Origin of the sequence: Bradyrhizobium semiaridum (assembly GCF_020329505.1) — a bacterium.
GTDB lineage: Bacteria > Pseudomonadota > Alphaproteobacteria > Rhizobiales > Xanthobacteraceae > Bradyrhizobium > Bradyrhizobium semiaridum.
Window position 1 is genome coordinate 1 of the sequence record NZ_JAGKJJ010000025.1, and the last position, 18,211, is coordinate 18,211.

General features: G+C 65.3%; 16 protein-coding genes and 2 pseudogenes. 8 read left to right on the plus strand and 10 right to left on the minus strand.

The genetic code is table 11. From position 1 onward, the window contains the following. Positions 1-787: pseudogene (locus tag J6500_RS24520) on the minus strand (acetyl-CoA acetyltransferase); the annotation flags it as partial. Between the two features lie 143 nt (positions 788-930). Then, positions 931-2,064 (minus strand): nitronate monooxygenase, encoded by a 1,134-nt coding sequence (locus J6500_RS24525; protein WP_225715269.1) that lies wholly within the window; start codon positions 2,062-2,064, stop codon positions 931-933. A 279-nt stretch (positions 2,065-2,343) separates the two neighbouring features. Here J6500_RS24525 and yghU point away from each other — a divergent pair, with 279 nt between their 5' ends. Beyond that, positions 2,344-3,222: a glutathione-dependent disulfide-bond oxidoreductase gene (gene yghU / locus J6500_RS24530; protein ID WP_225715270.1), complete on the plus strand. Its 879-nt coding sequence runs from the start codon at positions 2,344-2,346 to the stop codon at positions 3,220-3,222. A 125-nt stretch (positions 3,223-3,347) separates the two neighbouring features. Here the strand turns inward: yghU and J6500_RS24535 are convergent, their stop codons facing one another. The 5 genes from J6500_RS24535 to J6500_RS24555 all read right to left on the minus strand — a co-directional run bounded on the left by J6500_RS24535 (position 3,348) and on the right by J6500_RS24555 (position 7,347). Beyond that, entirely contained in the window at positions 3,348-3,623 is a 276-nt protein-coding gene (locus J6500_RS24535; RefSeq protein ID WP_225715271.1) for a GNAT family N-acetyltransferase, read from the minus strand. Between the two features lie 14 nt (positions 3,624-3,637). Continuing rightward, positions 3,638-4,255 (minus strand): flavin reductase family protein, encoded by a 618-nt coding sequence (locus J6500_RS24540; RefSeq protein WP_225715272.1) that lies wholly within the window; start codon positions 4,253-4,255, stop codon positions 3,638-3,640. A gap of 167 nt (positions 4,256-4,422) precedes the next feature. After that, complete coding sequence (locus J6500_RS24545; protein ID WP_225715273.1) at positions 4,423-5,697, minus strand: acyl-CoA dehydrogenase family protein; 1,275 nt, start codon at positions 5,695-5,697, stop codon at positions 4,423-4,425. 178 nt (positions 5,698-5,875) lie between these two features. Beyond that, positions 5,876-6,253: a VOC family protein gene (locus J6500_RS24550; protein WP_225715274.1), complete on the minus strand. Its 378-nt coding sequence runs from the start codon at positions 6,251-6,253 to the stop codon at positions 5,876-5,878. A 311-nt stretch (positions 6,254-6,564) separates the two neighbouring features. After that, entirely contained in the window at positions 6,565-7,347 is a 783-nt protein-coding gene (locus J6500_RS24555; RefSeq protein ID WP_225715275.1) for an SDR family NAD(P)-dependent oxidoreductase, read from the minus strand. Positions 7,348-7,502: 155 nt separating this feature from the next. Between J6500_RS24555 and J6500_RS24560 the strand changes: the two genes are divergently transcribed. Genes J6500_RS24560 through J6500_RS24570 form a run of 3 tightly spaced genes read left to right on the plus strand, consistent with a single transcriptional unit; the run spans position 7,503 to position 9,659 of the window. Next, positions 7,503-8,297 (plus strand): enoyl-CoA hydratase/isomerase, encoded by a 795-nt coding sequence (locus J6500_RS24560; protein ID WP_225715276.1) that lies wholly within the window; start codon positions 7,503-7,505, stop codon positions 8,295-8,297. Beyond that, complete coding sequence (locus J6500_RS24565) at positions 8,294-9,280, plus strand: phosphotransferase family protein (protein WP_225715277.1); 987 nt, start codon at positions 8,294-8,296, stop codon at positions 9,278-9,280. Before J6500_RS24560 ends, J6500_RS24565 begins: the two co-directional genes overlap by 4 nt. Position 9,281: 1 nt before the next feature. Continuing rightward, positions 9,282-9,659: a DUF6285 domain-containing protein gene (locus J6500_RS24570; RefSeq protein WP_225715278.1), complete on the plus strand. Its 378-nt coding sequence runs from the start codon at positions 9,282-9,284 to the stop codon at positions 9,657-9,659. Positions 9,660-9,789: 130 nt separating this feature from the next. Here the strand turns inward: J6500_RS24570 and J6500_RS24575 are convergent, their stop codons facing one another. Then, positions 9,790-10,569, minus strand: coding sequence for an enoyl-CoA hydratase-related protein (locus J6500_RS24575; protein WP_225715279.1), 780 nt, complete (start codon positions 10,567-10,569; stop codon positions 9,790-9,792). Between the two features lie 220 nt (positions 10,570-10,789). On the opposite strand from J6500_RS24575, the gene J6500_RS24580 reads away from it, so the two are divergent. Next, positions 10,790-12,064, plus strand: a complete 1,275-nt coding sequence (locus J6500_RS24580) for an acyl-CoA dehydrogenase family protein (protein ID WP_225715280.1) — start codon at positions 10,790-10,792, stop codon at positions 12,062-12,064. 14 nt (positions 12,065-12,078) lie between these two features. Further along, positions 12,079-12,555, plus strand: coding sequence for a GFA family protein (locus J6500_RS24585; RefSeq protein ID WP_225715281.1), 477 nt, complete (start codon positions 12,079-12,081; stop codon positions 12,553-12,555). 148 nt (positions 12,556-12,703) lie between these two features. Here J6500_RS24585 and J6500_RS24590 read toward each other — a convergent pair whose 3' ends face one another. After that, positions 12,704-14,284, minus strand: a complete 1,581-nt coding sequence (locus tag J6500_RS24590; RefSeq protein ID WP_225715282.1) for a fatty acid--CoA ligase — start codon at positions 14,282-14,284, stop codon at positions 12,704-12,706. 241 nt (positions 14,285-14,525) lie between these two features. After that, positions 14,526-15,401, minus strand: a complete 876-nt coding sequence (locus J6500_RS24595; RefSeq protein WP_225715283.1) for an SDR family oxidoreductase — start codon at positions 15,399-15,401, stop codon at positions 14,526-14,528. Between the two features lie 100 nt (positions 15,402-15,501). On the opposite strand from J6500_RS24595, the gene J6500_RS24600 reads away from it, so the two are divergent. Further along, positions 15,502-16,314, plus strand: coding sequence for a crotonase/enoyl-CoA hydratase family protein (locus J6500_RS24600; protein ID WP_225715284.1), 813 nt, complete (start codon positions 15,502-15,504; stop codon positions 16,312-16,314). A 143-nt stretch (positions 16,315-16,457) separates the two neighbouring features. Next, positions 16,458-18,003: pseudogene (locus tag J6500_RS24605) on the plus strand (acyl-CoA synthetase). Positions 18,004-18,211 lie beyond the last annotated feature (208 nt).

Consider the following 18,211-nt stretch of genomic DNA (forward strand, 5'->3'; position numbering starts at 1 on the left):
CGGCGGCGCGCGCCTTGGCAAGGCTGGTCAGGATCAGCGCACCGCCCATGTTCACGGTCGGGTTCGCCACCATCAGCTTGGTGTAGGGCCAGGCGATCATCCGGTTGTCCGGCGTCGCGGTCGTGATCTCTTCGCCCGAAAAGCGTTTCTTCAGCCAGGAGTTCGGGTTGTCGGCGGCAACGCGCGCATAGGTCGACCACAGCTCGCCCGATTCCTTCAGCGCCTCGCGCGGCGTCTGGCCCCACGCCGCAGACGTCGCGGATTCATAGAGCGGATAGACCGTAATCGGCCTGAACACGCCGAGCGCCACGGCCATCGGCTTCTGGAACGCGGCGCCGCGCTTCGGCTCTTCCACATCATGCGCGAACGGCGTCCACGGCAGCTCGATGCCGGCGCGCTGCGCCTTGGTCGCGGTCGATTGCGCCTCGGCGCCGCATACCGCGGCGACGCTGCACTCGCCGCGGGCGATGCGCTGCGCCGCCTCGTGCAGATAGCGGATCGGGCTCTCGCCGCCGACTGGCCCGTAGTAGAGATGCGCTGGCGTGATGCCGAGCCGCTGCGCCAGCTGCTGCTCGGGATCGCGGTAGCGCCAGCTCAGGAAGTTGACGATGTCGAGCGACTGAATCTCGCCGAGCAGTCTTGCGCCGCTGTCCGCTTCCGCGCGCTTCAGTGCCTCTTCCAGCAATGTCAGCGGCTCGAGGCCTGCGGCGATCTCCTTCGGACGATCGACGATCTCGCCGACGCCGACGATGACGGGAATGCGGTCTTCGGGGATGCTGTCAGACATTCTTGTTGTTCGCTTTCAGAAGTGGATTCGATGCCTGGTCTAGGCATCATTGCGAGCGAAGCGAAGCAATCCACGCCTCGACTCGGGGGCAGGTGGATTGCTTCGTCGCTTCGCTCCCTCGCAATGACGGGGAGGGCCGGCCGTCATTCCGCCACCAGCGCATTCATGTGCTCGACGGCCTCGGCAAAGTCTTCCTTGAACTCCTGCACCACGGCGCCCGCGGATTTCACGCTGTCGATCAGGCCGACGCCCTGGCCGACGAAGTAACTCACGAGGTCGCGTGCCTTCGGGTTGCCGGCGGCGGCGGCGCGGTCGATCGAGTTGAAGGCGTCGCGGCTGATGATGCTTTGCAGCGGCATCGGCAGGGCGCCGGGGCTGTCCGGGCCGCGATCCCACGCGTCGGTCCAAACCGAGCGGAGCTGCCGCGCCGGCTTGCCGGTGCGGCCTTTCGAGCGCACCGCGTCGCGCGAGGACGCCGCGATCATCTTCTCGCGGAAGATTTCCGAGGTCTCCGATTCCACCGTGGCCAGCCACACCGAGCCGGTCCAGGCGCCGGCGGCGCCCATCGCCATGCAGGCCGCCATCTGCTTGCCGGTCATGATGCCTCCGGCCGCCAGCACCGGCACGTCGCGGATCGGCTTGATCGCCTTGATCACCTCCGGCACCAACACCATGGTCGACACCTCGCCGCAATGGCCGCCGGCCTCGGTGCCCTGCACCACCAGAATATCGACGCCGGCCGCGACCTGGCGCAGCGCGTGCTCCTTGGCGCCGACCAGCGCCGCCACCGGAACGCCGTGGGCGCGGCCGCGCTCGATCATCGCCTTCGGCGGCACGCCGAGCGCGTTGGCGATCAGCTTGATCGGGTGACGGAAGGAGACGTCGAGCAATTGCAGCGCGGTCTCGCCGTCGAACGGCTGCGGCTGGTTGTCGGCGACGCTGGTCGTCGTCAGCTCGATGTCGTGTTTCTTGAGCAGATTGCGGGTGAAGTCGCGATGCTGCTGCGAGACTCGCGCCTCCAGGCTCTTCCAGGTGACGTTCTTCTCGCCCGCGGTCGAGATGTTTTCCGGGATCAGCACGTCGATGCCGTAGGGCTTGCCGTCGACATGGGCGTCGATCCATGTCAGCTCCTGTTCCAGCGTCTCCGGCGTGTGCGCGGTGGCGCCGAGCACGCCGAAGCCGCCGGCGCGGCTGACCGCGGCGACCACGTCGCGACAATGGCTGAAGGCGAGCAGGGGAAATTCGATTCCCAGCATGTCGCAGATCGGTGATTTCATGGGCTGGTTCTCTCCCGGCGGCCGCGTCTTGTGCATTTCGGCATCTGCCATTGCGACGCTAGCGCATCAGATGCGACCAAGCCAAGCGGGTTTCGCTTGCTGCGATCTTGCGTGCAGACGCTGCCTGCGACTGCATTCCGCTCGGTAGAAAAAGCCGGATGCGCAGGGTGGGCAAAACGAGGCGTGCCCACCATCTAGTGCAGGTATGCCGAAGCTGGGCACGGCGCTTCGCGCCTTTGCCACCCTTCCGAAACCGAGCAAATAAACCGGGAGCCACATGTGACTGATACCCCTGCCTACGAGCCGCCGAGAGTCTGGACCTGGAACAAGGAGAGCGGCGGGCGCTTCGCCAGCATCAACCGGCCGATCGCCGGTGCTACGCATGACAAGGAACTGCCGGTCGGCCGCCATCCCCTGCAGCTTTATTCCCTGGCGACGCCGAACGGCGTCAAGGTCACGGTCATGCTGGAGGAGCTGCTCGCGGCCGGCCACACCGGGGCCGAATACGACGCCTGGCTGATCAAGATCGACGGCAACCAGTTCGGCAGCGGCTTTGTCGCCGTCAATCCGAATTCGAAAATCCCGGCGCTGATGGACCGCAGTGGGCCGGAGCCGATCCGGGTGTTCGAGTCGGGCGCGATCCTGCTGCATCTGGCGGAAAAATTCGGCGCGTTCCTGCCGACCGATGCCAGGACCCGCGCCGAGACCTTGTCCTGGCTGTTCTGGCAGATGGGCTCCGCGCCGTTTCTCGGCGGCGGCTTCGGGCACTTCTACGCCTATGCGCCGACCAAGATCGAATACGCCATCGACCGCTACGCGATGGAGGTGAAGCGGCAGCTCGACGTGCTGGACCGCCGCCTCGCCGACAACGAATATCTCGCCGGCAGCGTCTATACCATCGCCGACATGGCGGTGTGGCCGTGGTACGGCGCGCTCGCAAAAGGCCTCGTCTACGGCGCCGGCGAATTCCTCTCGGTGCAGGATTACAAGAATGTGCAGCGCTGGACCGACGCGATCGCAGCGAGGCCCGCGGTGAAGCGTGGCCGCATGGTCAACCGCATTTCGGGTGACCCGGCGAGCCAGCTCCACGAGCGCCACGACGCCAGCGATTTCGAGACAAAGACGCAGGACAAGATCGGCGAGAGCACGGCGTCGTAACGATCGCATTCACCTCGCCCTGCAGGAGCGGGGGAGGGAGATTCGGAAGCGCTGGCGGGATGAACGTCAGCGTCATCCGCCATCTCGCAGGGCGGGTTACGCATTCGCTAACCCGCCCTGCGAAACTACGCCAGCAGGTCGTTGTATTCCGGATGCTTCTTCATGAAGCCCTGGATGAACTCGCACTTCACCACGAGCTTGCGGCCCTGCGTGCGCACCGCCTCAAGCGTCGCGCGGGCGAGCTTCGAGCCGATGCCGCGCCCGCCGAGCTCCGGCGGCACCTCGGTGTGAACCAGCGTGATTTCATCGGGGGTCTTGCGGTACGCCACGAAGGCGGTTGCACCGTCGACGTTCAGCTCGAACCGGCTTTGTGTCTCGTTGTCGCGGAATGTTTCGCTCATTGTCTAGTCCTCGGCTATTTCGTCTGCGCGCCTTCGGCCGGCGGAAACACCACGCGGTCATCGGTGTGGCAGTAGCGGTCGGCGAACATGCGGCCGATCGGGTGGTAGCGCTCCATGTGCACGCGCATGGCCTCGCGATCCCACAATTCGTCGCGGATGTGGAAGTGGATGCCTTCGCCCATGATCAGCTGACGGTCGCCGTTGACGTCGATCAGCTTCCAGGTCTTGCACTCCATCGCGAACGGCGCGTCGGCAAGGCGCGGCACCGCGACCTTGCGCGACGGCGCGAGTCTCAGGCCGAGATAATCGGGCTCGCTGATCTCGGGCGGAAAGTCGCCGCTGCTCTCATGCATCGCGCGCGCCAGCGGCTCGTCGGTGAGGTGGACCACGAATTCGGAAGTATGCCGGATATTGATCAGCGTATCCTTTTCGCGGCCGTCGGGCCGCCGGTTGGCCGCGAACATGCAGAGCGGCGGGTCCTCGCAGAACACGTTGAAGAACGAGAACGGCGCGGCATTGACGACGCCGCCCTCGCCGAGGCTCGTCACCCATGCGATCGGCCGCGGCAGCACGAAGGAGGTCAGCACCTTGTAGCGTTCGCGCCGGCTGAGATCGCTGGGGGCATATTCCATGGGGGAACTTTCCTGTTCACTCGCCCCGCCTGCGGGGAGAGGTCGGAATTCAAGCGTAGCTTGGATTCCGGGTGAGGGGGACTCTCCGCGAGCCGTCTCTCACCGTCCTCGCGGAGACTCCCCCTCATCCCGACCTTCTCCCCGCACGCGGGGAGAAGGAGAAGAGCCTACGGCATGCTCAGTTCGTGGCGGCCGACCACCATCCAGTGCACCTCATCCGGACCGTCGGCGAAGCGCAGGTGGCGGACGTCCTGGTACATTTCGGCGAGCGGGGTCCAGTGCGAGATGCCGGTGGCGCCATGCATCTGGATTGCCTGGTCGATCACCTTGCAGGCGCGTTCCGGCACCATGGCCTTGACCATCGAGACCCAGACGCGGGCCTCCTTGTTGCCGAGCACGTCCATCGCCTTGGCTGCCTTCAGCACCATCAGCCGCATCGCCTCGATCTCGCAGCGCGCCTGCGCGATGATCTGCGTGTTGCCGCCGAGATGGGCGATCTTCTTGCCGAACGCCTCGCGGGTCAGGCCGCGCTGCACCATCATGTCGAGCGCCTTCTCGGCCTTGCCGATGGTGCGCATGCAGTGATGGATGCGGCCCGGGCCGAGGCGGACCTGCGAGATCTCGAAGCCGCGGCCTTCGCCGAGCAGAATGTTCTCCTTCGGCACCCGGCAATTGTTGAAGCGCAGGTGCATGTGGCCGCGTGGCGCATGATCATGGCCGAACACATGCATCGGCCCCAGGATCTCGACGCCGGGCGTGTCGATCGGCACCAGGATCTGCGACTGCTGCTTGCTCGGCGGTGCATCGGGATTGGTCTTCACCATCACGATCATGATCTTGCAGCGCGGATCGCCGGCACCGGAGATGTAATACTTCTCGCCGTTGATCACCCACTCGTCGCCGACCAGCTTGGCGGTGGTCGAGATGTTCTTGGCGTCGGAGGAGGCGACGTTCGGCTCGGTCATCGCATAGGCGGAGCGGATCTCGCCGTTGAGCAGTGGCTTCAGCCACTTCTCCTTCTGCTCCTTGGTGCCGACGCGCTCCAGCACCTCCATGTTGCCGGTGTCCGGCGCCGAGCAGTTCATGGTTTCGGAAGCCAGCGGGCTCTTGCCGAGTTCGGCGGCGATATAGGCGTAGTCGAGGTTCTTCAGGCCTTCGCCGGTCTCGGCGTCGGGCAGGAAGAAGTTCCAGAGGCCGACCTCCTTGGCCTTGTCCTTGGCCTTTTGCAGGATCGCGAGCTGCTCGTCGGTAAAGCTCCAGCGGTCGGTCTTCTTCTCGCCGGCGCGATAGAACTCGACCGACATCGGCTCGACCACGTCGCGGATGAACTGCTTCACGTGGTCGTAGAGCGGCCGGACCTCATCTGACATGCGCAGATCGTTGAGCTCGTCGCCCGGGCTGAGCGTGTAGTTGGTCGTGCGCGGCACGTAGGCGTGTTTCATTGTCGTTTCTCCCATCGGCGAAGGCCTTTGTTGCGGCGGACAATAGACAAGGGAGACGCCAAGCGCGAGCGCCGATTTTCGCGACGCCGTGTACCGCATCGCGGAATTTCGCGACGGCGTTTCAAACGTTGTTTGAACGCCGCCGCCGGTCATGGCACGGAATCGAAAGCTATCGCCGTCAGGGCAGCCGGTGCATCGCGCAGATCTTGTTGCCGTCGAGGTCGCGCAGATAGGCGAGATAGAGCTTGATGCCGTTGCCTTCCCGCACGCCCGGCGGATCCTCGCAGGTCTTGCCGCCATTGGCTATGCCCGCCGCGTGCCAGGCCTCGACCTGCTCCGGCGAGTTGCAGGCAAAGCCGATCGTGCCGCCATTGGCGTGCGTCGCCGGTTCGCCGTTGATCGGCTTGGACACCATGAAAATGCCGGTCTTGGTGAGATACATGATGCGGTGTCCATCGACCCGGGCCGGCCGGACATCGAGCGTGCCAAGCAGCGCATCGTAAAACGCCTTGGCCTTGTCCAGATCGTTGGTGCCGACCATCACGTGCGAAAACATCTCAAGACTCCTCCCGATTTTGCAAAGTAACGCGCAACGCTAGCAGCAGTCGCGTCGCGACGGAAGCGAGGCCGTGTCCGACGGTCGTGCCGGAGTTGCGTCTCCATCGCCGCTGTCATCGTCCGGCCTGTGCGCAACTGCGCACATGGACCGGGCGATCCAGCACGCCGCGGCCTGTCGGCTCAATAACGACTGTCTCTGGAATACTGGATCGCCCGTCAAGCCGGACGATGACAGTCGTGGATGACAAAGCTTCACATCCTCTCGGGATGACGGGGCTGCCGGCAGCGATGGATCGCCGGGCCACTAATCTAAAACGCCGTATACCCGCCATCGATTACGAAACAATCCGCCGTATGATAGGACGACGCCTTGCTCATGATGTACACGGCGATGCCCCCGAAATCGCTCGGCTCGCCGAAGCGGCGGAGGGGGATGCGCGGCATCACGTTGGCGACGAACTTGTCGTTGGCCATGATGCCGGCGGTCATGTCGCTCTTGATCCAGCCGGGCAGGATCGCGTTGGCGGTGACGCCGTGGCGGGCGAGCTCGACGCCGAGCGCGCGGCACAGCGCGTTCAGCGCCGCCTTGGTGCCGGCATAATGCTCGTTGCGCGCGGTGCCGAACAGCGAGGCGAGGCTCGATGTCGCAACCAGCCGGCCGAACTTGTCGCCGGCCTCGGCGCGCTCGGTCATGTGGCGCGCCGCCACCTGGAAGACGTGGAAGACGCCGTCCAGATTGGTCGCGAACATCTTTCGCCACTCTTCCTCGGTGCGGTCGATGAAGGCGCGCCGTCCGCCGCCGCCGATGCCGGCATTGGCGAAGCAGCCGTCGACGCGGCCGAATTTGTCGAGCGTCGCCTTCATCGCGGTCTTGACCGAGCCGGGATCGCTGACGTCGCAGAATTGCGTGTCGACCTTGCCGGGGCCGGCCGCCATCGAGGCCGCGGCATTGGCGTTCTTCTCGGCGTTGCGGCCCCAGATCGAGACGTTGCAGCCGGCCGCGTTGAGCGCCTGCGCGATGCCGAGGCCGATGCCGCCATTGCCGCCGGTGATGACGGCGACGCGGCCGGTGAGATCGAAGATGCCACTCATTGGGGTTTCCATTTGCTGTGGCGCGCGTTAATCACGCGTCCAAGGGATGGGCTTGGGCCAACCATGGACAAGCCCGCTGCAAAAATCAAATATGGGCCGACATATCAAGTTCGACCTACCGCGGTACCCGCCGCCGCAACATGAGAGAGGAAACCATGCAGTTCAAGCACGTCACGCTCGACTTCGACGGATCGGTCGCGATCCTCAAGCTCGACCATCAGGAGGTCATGAACGCGGTCTCGATCGACATGCTGGGCGGACTTGCCGAGGCGCTGGATGCGATCGAGGACAAGCGCGACGAGGTGCGCTGCCTGGTGATCACCGGCGCCGGCCGCGCGTTCTGCACCGGCGCCAATCTGCAGGGGCGCAACGCGCAGGCGAAGCCCGGCCGCAGCAATGCCGGCGCGGCGCTGGAGACCGCGTTCCACCCGTTCCTGCGCCGGTTGCGTAAGCTGCACTGTCCGATCGTCACCGCGGTGAACGGCCCGGCCGCCGGCGCGGGGATGAGCTTCGCCCTGATGGGCGACATGATCCTGTGCGCGCGCTCATCCTATTTCCTGCAGGCGTTCCGCCGCATCGGCCTGGTGCCGGATTGCGGCTCGACCTGGCTGCTGCCGCGGCTGATCGGCAAGGCGCGCTCGGTCGAGCTGTCGCTGCTCGGCGAGCGGCTGCCGGCCGAGAAGGCGCTGGAATGGGGCCTCGTCAACCGCGTCTATGACGACGGCGCGCTGATGGAGGAGGCGATGAAGCTCGCGCACGACCTCGCCAGCGGGCCGACGGTCGCGCTGTCGCTGATCCGCAAGCTGTATTGGGACAGCCCGGAAAATTCCTTCGAGGAGCAGCTCAACCTCGAATTCGAGTCGCAGCGCACCGCCGGCAGCACCGCGGATTTCAAGGAAGGCGTCACCGCGTTTCTCGAGAAGCGCCCGGCGCAGTTCAAGGGCAAATGATCGAGGCCGAGCTCGGGCGCTGCGTCGCCTCCTTTCATCCGGGTGCGACCGGCGTCACCGGCGCAGCAAAGCTCTCCGGCGGCGCGAGCCAGGAGACCTGGACGTTCGATATCGTCCATCCGAACGGCAATGTCGGCGCGATCCTGCGCCGCGCGCCGCCAGGCTATGGTGCGGCACCAGGCCGCGCCGCCGGCCTCGATGCCGAGGCCACCTTGATGCAGCTCGCGCATGATGCCGGGCTGCCGTCGCCCAAGGTGATGCATGTGCTGACGCCGGACGACGGCCTCGGCCGCGGCTTCATCATGGCGCGGGTCGAGGGCGAGACCATCGCGCGCAAGATTTTGCGCGACGAGGAATTTGCTGCCGCGCGGCCGCTGCTCGCCCGCCAGCTCGGCCGCGTCATCGCCGGCATTCACGGCCTGCCGCGGGAAAAACTGCCGCAGCTACGCAGCATGAGCGCGACCAGGGAGATCGAGGATCTCGCCCGCGAGTACCACAGCTTCAATTGGCCGCGGCCGGTGTTCGAACTGGCCCTGCGCTGGCTGCGCGATCACGATCCCGGACCGTCGTCCGAGGTGACGCTGGTGCACGGCGATTTCCGCCACGGCAATCTGATCATCGGGCCCGATGGCGTGCGCGCGGTGCTCGACTGGGAGCTCGCGCATTTCGGCGACCCGATGGAGGACCTCGGCTGGATCTGCGTCAACTCCTGGCGCTTCGGCGAGATTGACAAACCGGTCGGCGGCTTTGGTACCCGCGAGGACCTGTTCGCGGGCTACGCGGAGGCTGGCCGCAAGCCGGATGCGGACCGCGTGATGTTCTGGGAGGTGATGGGCACGTTGCGCTGGGGCGTGATGTGCTGCGGCATGATGCAGCGTTTTCGCGCTGGTCCCGATCATTCAATGGAGCGCGCGATGATCGGCCGGCGCGCGTCGGAGACCGAGATAGACCTTTTGAGACTGCTAGCGCCGCGAGGCAAATGAGATGCAGGACGAACCGACCACCACCGAGCTGATCAAGGCCGTCGCCGATTTCCTGCGCAGCGAGATCACGCCTGCCATCAAGGGCCACAACGCCTTCAAGCTGCGCGTCGGCATCAATGCGCTCGACCTGGTGACGCGGCAGCTCGCGCTGGCCGACGCCGCCGATGCCACCGAGGCCGCGCGGCTGAAGCAATTGCTCGGCGCCGACGGGACGCTCATGGAGCTGAACCGCGCGCTGTCGGAGAAGATCGCGAGCGGCGAGGTGGATCTGAATACGCCCGGCCTGCGGGAGCATCTCTGGCAGACCACGATGGACAAGCTTGCCGTCGACCAGCCGAACTACGCGTCCTACAAAAGGGAGTTGGAGCAGAAGGGTTAGCGATCATCCACGTTCGTCATTCCGGGATGCGCCGTCAGGCGCGAGCCCGGAATCCATACTCACGATCGTGGTTATGGATTCCGGGCTCGTCGCTTCGCGACGCCCCGGAATGACGGGAGGAGGGCGAGCGCTATTTCCCCAGCCACTTCGGCGGCCGCTTCTCCGAGAACGCCTTCGGACCCTCGATGTAGTCCTGCGAGGCGGCCATCGCCTTCACCGCGGGATATTCGCGCTGCTCGGTCATCGCCTGCTCCAGCGAGACCTCGAGGCCCTTCTGGATGGCCTGCTTGGAAGCTCGGATCGACATTGGCGAGTTCTTGGCGATGGTCTCGGCCCAGCGCTCGGCGGCGGCCAGCGCTTCGCCCTGCGGCACCACCTCGTTGACGAAGCCGAGCTCGAGGCCTTCCTTGGCGCCGACATGGCGGGCGGTCAGGATCATGCCCATCGCGCGTTTCAGCCCGATCTGCCGCGGCAACCGTTGCAGGCCGCCGGCGAGCGCGGCGAGGCCGACGCGCGGCTCGGGCAACGCGAAGGTGGCATTCTCCGAGGCGATGATCAGGTCGCAGGCCAGCGCGATCTCGAAGCCGCCGCCCATCGCGACGCCGTTGACGGCCGCGATGATCGGCTTGTCGCAGTCGAAGCGGGTGGTAAGGCCGGCGAAACCGCCCTTGCCCCAGCCGCGCTTCCCGCCGGCGGCCTGCCATTTCAGATCATTGCCCGCACAGAACGCCTTGTCGCCGGCGCCGGTGACGATCGCGACCCACTGCTCGGGATCGGCAGAGAACTCGTCGAACACCTTGTCGAGCTCGAAATGCGCGTCGATATGCAGCGCGTTGTAGACCTCCGGCCGCGACAGCGTCACGATGGTGATGGGACCCTTGCGCGTCACCTTGGAGAATTTCAGATCCATGTTTGCTCCCGTGGATTTTCTGCGGCGAAGAATATGGCTGATATCCTAGCGCCTGCGCGCCGTTCCGTGCCATCCAAATACGCAAGGCGACCGCGCGCGCTGGTGTCATCCGCCTGCTTGACTTGGACCCGCGCATCTCACCTTAATCGATCCGAACGCGTGCGCGTGATAGCGCCTAAACGCAAAACCGGAATCAACGATATCTTCGGGAGAGACCGCCTTGGATTTCAATCTGCCGGCTGACCTAGTCGCCTATCTCGCCGAGCTCGACCGCTTCATCGAACGCGAGATCAAGCCGCTGGAAGAGGCCGACGACAACATCCGCTTCTTCGATCATCGCCGCGAATGGGCGCGCACCGATTTCGATAATGGCGGCCTGCCGCGCCACGAATGGGAGGCGCTGCTGCGCAAGGCCAAGAACCTGGCCGATGCCGCCGGCCATCTGCGCTTTGCGATCCCGAAACGCTATGGCGGCAAGGACGGCTCCAATCTCTGGATGGCCGTGATCCGCGAGCATTTCGCGTCGAAAGGTCTCGGCCTGCACAATGACCTGCAGAACGAGCATTCGATCGTTGGAAACCTGCCGATCGTCACCATGCTCGACCGCTACGGAACCGACGAGCAGAAGGCGATGATCGACGGTTCGATCACCGGCAAGTACCGCATCACGTTCGGATTGACGGAGCCGGAGCACGGCTCCGACGCGACGCATATGGAGACCAGGGCGGCGCCGGCGACGCGCGACAACGTCAAGGGCTGGGTCATCAACGGCGAGAAGATGTGGACGACCGGCATGCATGTCGCGACGCATTGCGCGCTGTTCGCCCGCACCTCGGGCAATGACGGCGACGCCCGCGGCATCACCTGCTTCCTGGTGCCGGCGAAATCGCCGGGCGTGAAGGTCGAGCAGTATATGTGGACCTTCAACATGCCGACCGATCACCCGCGCGTCAGCTTCACCGACGTGTTCGTGCCGGAGGATGCGCTGTTCGGCGAGGTCGGCCGGGGACTGTCGCTGGCGCAGTGCTTCGTGCACGAGAACCGCATCCGCCAGGCGGCGAGCTCGCTGGGCGCCGCGGTCTACTGCATCAACGAAAGCGTGAAATATGCGCGCGAGCGAAAGCCGTTCGGCAAGGCGCTGGCCGAGAACCAGGCGATCCAGTGGCCGCTGGTCGAACTCGCGACCCAGGCCGAGATGCTCCGCCTGCTGATCCGCAAGACCGCCTGGGAGATGGACCAGCTCACCCAGGCGCAGGTCGAGCACACGCTGTCCGACCGCGTCTCGATGTGCAACTTCTGGGCAAACCGGCTATGCTGCGAGGCCGCCGACCGCGCCATGCAGGTGCATGGCGGCATGGGCTATTCGCGGCACAAGCCGTTCGAGCACATCTATCGCCACCACCGCCGCTACCGCATCACCGAGGGCAGCGAGGAGATCCAGAAGCGCAAGGTGGCGGGCTTCCTGTTCGGCTACATGGGAGCGGGGAAGCACTAAGCTGGGAGGGTGGCATGAGCATGGAAGGCGGATGCACCTGCAGGACCATCCGCTACCGCCTCAACGGCAGGCCGCTGATCGTGCACGCCTGCCATTGCACCTGGTGCCAGCGCGAGACCGGCACTGCGCATGCGCTGAATGCGATGTATGAGGCCGAGCGGGTCGAGCACATCGCGGCCGAGCCGGAGATCCTCGACACCCCGTCGGCGAGCGGCAAGGGCCAGAAGATCGCGCGCTGCCCGGTCTGCAAGGTCGCGGTCTGGAGCAACTATCCTGGTGCAGGGCCGGCCGTGCGCTTCGTCCGCGTCGGGACCATGGATGATCCGAACCAGTGTCCGCCCGACGTGCACATCTTCACCTCGTCGAAGCAGCACTGGGTGACGTTTCCGCCGGGCGCAAAGGTGTTTGCGGAGTACTACGATCGCAGAGACGTCTGGCCGAAGGAGGCGCTGGAGCGCTGGCGGATCCTGCGGGAGAAGGTGAAGGCGTGATGCCCGACGCTTTCTCCACCGTCGTCCCGGCGAAGGCCGGGATCCATAACCACAGTCGGTTATTGGTTGAGCGAGATGTGGCCCCAGCGTCGCGCCGCAACGAATAGCGGTGGTTATGGGTCCCGGCCTTCGCCGGGACGACGAGAGGCTAGTTCACCTGCCGGTCTTTCCCCGCCCAGTACGGTTCGCGCAGGCTTCGCCTCAGGATCTTGCCCGACGGGTTGCGGGGCAGGGCGGCGATGAAGTCGACCGATTTCGGTATCTTGTAGCCGGCGATCCGTTCGCGGGTGAAGTTGATGATGTCGGTCGCGGTTGCGCTCTTGCCCGGCTTCATCACCACCACCGCCTTCACCGCCTCGCCCCATTTGTCGTCGGGGATGCCGATCACGGCAGCTTCCGCCACATCGGGGTGATCGCACAGCGCGCCCTCGACCTCGGCCGGGTAGATGTTCTCGCCGCCGGAGATGATCATGTCCTTGATGCGGTCATGGATGTAGAGATAGCCGTCACGGTCCATGTAGCCGGCGTCGCCGGTGCGCAGCCAGCCGTCGCTGTCGATGGTGCGGGCGGTCGCCTCGGGCAGATTCCAGTAGCCGGCCATGTTGGAGCCGGAGCGGGTGGCGATCTCGCCGACCTCGCCGGGCGGCAGCGGTTTCCCCTCGGGATCGAGGATCGCAAGCTCGACGCCGGGCAGCGCCTTGCCGGCGGAACGCATGCGGTCGAGGCCCTCGATGTGATCCTCCGGCGGCAGCGCCACGATGGTGCCGGTGGTCTCGGTCATGCCGTACATCTGCACGAAGCCGCATTTGAAGACCTCGATGCATTCCTTCAGCAGCGCCGCCGGAATCGGCGAGGCGCCGTAGAGCATGTATTTCAGGCGCGAAAAGTCGACCTGCCGCGCGCGGGGTTGCCGTACCACGAACTGCATCGCGGCCGGCACCATAAACAGCTTGGTGATGCCGGACTGCTCGAAGAAATCCAGCACCTTGGTCGGGTCGAACTCGCGTGCGATCACGCCGCGGGCGCCGTGGTAGAGGCCCATCACGCCCCAGCCGGAGCCGCCGATGTGGAAGATCGGCATCGCCACCAGCGAGACGTCGTCGGTGGTCCACTTGTTCCACTCCGGCTTGTCGGCCTCGTTGCCGGTCTGCACCAGGTTGAGGAAGTTGGCGTGCGACAGCATCGCGCCCTTCGGCTTGCCTGTGGTGCCCGACGTATAGAGCTGGATCGCGATGTCCTTCGGCTCGATCGGCACGCGCGGGTCGTCGCCGCTCTGCGCGTCGCGCCAGGCGAGGTAGTCGGGCCATTCCGGCGCGCCGCCTTCGGTGGTGATGACCGTGCGCACGCTCGGCAGCTTGTCCCTGATATTGCGCACCTGCGTGATGAATTCGGGGCCGACGAACAAGACGGGCGCCTTGCAGTCGTCGACGATGAAGGCGACTTCGGGTCCCGCAAGCCGCCAGTTCACCGGCGCCATCACCACGCCGGCCTTCATCGCGCCCATCAACAGCTCGAAATAGTAGTCGCTGTTCTTGCCGAGATAGGCGATGCGCTCGCCTTTCTTGACGCCCATCGCGATCAGGGCATTGGCGACGCGGTTGGTCTTGATGTCGAATTCGGCGAAGCTGGTGGTCCGTCCCTCGAACTCGTAGGCCAGCGCGTCGCCGCGGCTCCTGGCGCGGTCGCGCACCATGTCGGCAAGGTTGGTCAGTTTCGGCGCAACGGACATGTTTCCCCCGAAGAGTCTTGTTTTGGTTGCGCGGAGTGTGGCGGCATCTCGCGCGAAAAACAATACGGGGTGAGCGACCACGATGTCTCCACATCGTCATCCTGGCGAAAGCCAGGACCCATTATCACAAATGCATGTGTGGTGCGCCGCTGGGGCTACGGCGTATACGATGACATACAGCAGTGGTTATGGGTCCTGGCTTTCGCGAGGACGACGGTGGAGGTTGAGGCAAGCTGTCGCGTCAGCCCCGCGCCGCGCGGTCCTTCTCGTTCTGCGCCTTGATCGACTCGCGCGCTTTGGTCCAGTCGTCGTCGCTCCAGTCGCGCAGCTGGTAGAAATTGCCGCCCATCGCCAGCGCCTGCGCGCCGTCCATCGCGATGGTTTCGCCGTTGATCCAGTCGCAGCCGCCGGAGATCAGGAACACGGCGAGGTTCTGCAACTCCTCCATGGTGCCGACGCGGCCCATCGGGTTCATCGCCTTGGTGCGCGCGCCGGCCTCGTCGCCGGGCTTGATCCGCTTGCTCATGCCCTCGGTCGGGATCTCGCCGGGCGCGATGGTGTTGAGGCGGATGCCGTGCCGGCCCCATTCGACCGCAAGCGACATCGTCATGGCGTGGATCGCCGACTTGCTCATCGCCGACGGCACCACATAGGGCGAGCCGTTGCGCACCCAGGTCACCGTGATCGACACCACATTGCCGCGATTGCCGCCGGCGATCCAGCGCCGGCCGACCGCGTGCGTCACGTAGAAGGTGCCGTGCATCACGATGTTGGCGACGGCGTCGAAGCCGCGCGGCGACAGCTCTTCCGAGCGCGAGATGAAATTGCCGGCGGCGTTGTTGATCAGATCGGTGAGGGGACCGCTGGTGGTCCAGATCGCCTCGATCATCTCGTCGACCGCCATGGCGTTGCGGATGTCGACGCCGTGGCTGACGACGCGCCCGCCATATTCGGCCATCAGCTCGGTGGCGGTCTCGTCGCAGACGCTCTTGCGGCGGCCGCAGATATGAACCTCGGCACCGAGCTGGAGGAACCGCGAGGCCATGGCCTTGCCGAGACCGGTGCCGCCGCCGGTTACCAGGATGCGCCGCCCGACGAGAAGCTGATCAGAGAACATCGTTTCCTCCACGGGGGTTGTCAGTTAATTGGTCGATTGACTAAAACCGGACAACGGCCTTTCTGTAAAGCGCCAACGAGGGAAAGCGGAGGAGATTTCAATGGAAGATCGCGTTTCGATATCGATTTCGGACGGTATCGCGGATGTCCGCCTGGTGCGGGCCGACAAGATGAACGCGCTCGATGCCGCGATGTTCGAGGCACTGGTGGCGGCAACCGAGCGGCTTTCCAGGGAAAAGGGCGTGCGGGCGGTCGTGCTGTCCGGCGAGGGCCGGGCCTTCTGTGCCGGTCTCGACATGGGGCGTTTTGCCGCCATGAAGGAGAAGGGCGGTAACGGGGTGCCCGGTGGCGAGAACCGCGACCTCACCGTCCGCACCCATGGCAAGGCCAATTTCGCGCAGCAGGCGGTGTGGGGCTGGCGTCAGCTTCCGGTGCCGGTGATCGCCGCGGTGCATGGCGTCGCGTTCGGTGGCGGCTTCCAGCTCGCGCTCGGCGCCGACATGCGCTTCCTCTCGCCCGATGCGCGGATGTCGATCATGGAGATCAAATGGGGCCTCGTGCCCGACATGGCCGGCACCCCGATCCTGGCGAGCCTCGTGCGCGACGACATCCTGCGCGAGCTCACCTACACCGGCCGCATCTTCTCGGCGCAGGAGGCGCAGAGTTACGGCCTCGCCACCCGCATCTGCGACGACCCGCGCGCTGCCGCGCTCGAGGTCGCACGCGAGATCGCCGGCAAGAGCCCGGATGCGATCCGCGCCGCGAAGCGGATGCTGAACAATCTCTCGGTCGATCCCGGCCCGGCGCTGCTTGCGGAATCCGTCGAGCAGCAGAAGCTGATCGGCAGCCCGAACCAGACCGAATCCGTGCGCGCCAATCTCGACAAGCGCGCCCCGAAGTTTGCGGATGTGTGATTTATGCGTCCGTCATGGCCGGGCTTGTCCCGGCCATCCACGTCTTTTGTTGCGGCGATGAAGACGTGGATCACCGGGACAAGTCCGGTGATGACGGCGACAACCAGGGCCGCTAACAAAGACAAAACAAAGACAAAACAAAGATGAGCGAAACGCCAAACCTATTCCTCGGCATCATCAGCGGCGAGCGACGGCGCGATCATGCGGAGGTCGCCGAACGCAGCGAGCGCATCGCCAGCGGCCTGAACAAGCTCGGCGTCAAGCCGGGCGACAGCGTCTGCATGCTGATGCGCAACGACATCGCCTTCATCGAGGCGGCCTATGCGGCGATGCGGCTCGGTGCCTATGGCGTGCCGATCAACTGGCACTTCAAGCCGGAGGAGATCAATTACGTGCTGACCGATTCCGGCTCGCGCGTCCTGATCGGTCATGCCGACATGCTGCATGCGCTGCGCGGTGCGATCCCGCCTGATGTCACCGTGCTCAGCGTGCCGACGCCGCCGGAAATCCTCGCCAACTACAAGATCGATCGCGATCATCTCGCGACGCCGGACTTCGCGATCGATTTCGAAGCGTGGCTGGCGCAGCAGGCGCGCTACGACGGCCCGGTGGTGCCACAGCCGCAGAACATGATCTACACCTCGGGCACCACCGGCCACCCCAAGGGCGTGCGCCGCTTCGCGCCGACGCCGGCGCAGACCGCCAACGCCGAGGCGATGCGGGCGATGATCTACGGCCTGAAGCCCGGCGCGCGCGATCCTGCCGGGGCCGCTGTACCATTCCGCGCCGAACTCGTTCGGGCTGCGCTCGGGAAAACTCGGCGGCGCGCTGGTGTTGATGCCGCGCTTCGACGCGGAGGAATTCTTGAAGCTGATCGAGCGCGAGCGGATCGACACCATCTTCATGGTGCCGACCATGTTCATCCGCCTGATGAAGCTGCCGGAGGTGGTGCGCCGGACATACGACATGTCCTCGCTGCGCCACGTCATCCATGCCGCCGCGCCGTGTCCGCCCGACGTCAAGCGCGCGATGATCGAATGGTGGGGGCCGGTGATCTACGAATTCTACGGCTCGACGGAGTCGGGCGCGGTCACCTTCGCCAATTCCGAGGACGCGCTGAAGAAGCCCGGCACGGTCGGAAAGATCTCGCCCGGCGCCGAGCTGCGCTTCATCGGCGAGGACGGCAAGGAGGTGCCGCAGGGCGAGATCGGCGAGATCTATTCGCGGATCGCCGGCAATCCCGATTTCACCTACCACAACAAGCCGGAGAAGCGCGCCGAGATCGACCGCCAGGGATTCATCACCTCGGGCGACGTCGGCTATATCGACGAGGACGGCTATGTCTTCATCTGCGACCGCAAACGCGACATGGTGATCTCGGGCGGCGTCAACATCTATCCGGCGGAGATCGAGGCGGTGCTGCATGCCGTCCCGGGCGTGCATGACTGCGCGGTGTTCGGCATTCCCGACGCCGAGTTCGGCGAGGCGCTGATGGCGGTGGTCGAGCCGCAGCCGGGCGTGACGCTCGATTTGGCCTCGATCCGGGCCCAGCTGAAGACCTCGCTCGCCGACTACAAGGTGCCGAAACACATCGAAATCCAGAGCAACCTGCCGCGCGAGGATTCCGGAAAGATCTTCAAGCGCCGCCTGCGCGACCCGTATTGGGAGCAGGCCGGACGGAGGATTTAGGGCGCGGGGTAAGCCGCGCGGACAGTGTTTGTGGCTTACCCCTCTCTCCAACTCTCCCCCGCAAGGGGGGAGAGAGCCCTGTCACCTCCCGTGCGGCCTTAAGCAAAATCGGCTGAATGAGATATGTGCATAACCTCAGGGCCTCGCCGGGGACGACGGCAGTGTGCAGCGCCCCCAAGTTCATCTTGCGCTGCGGCAAAAAAAGCGC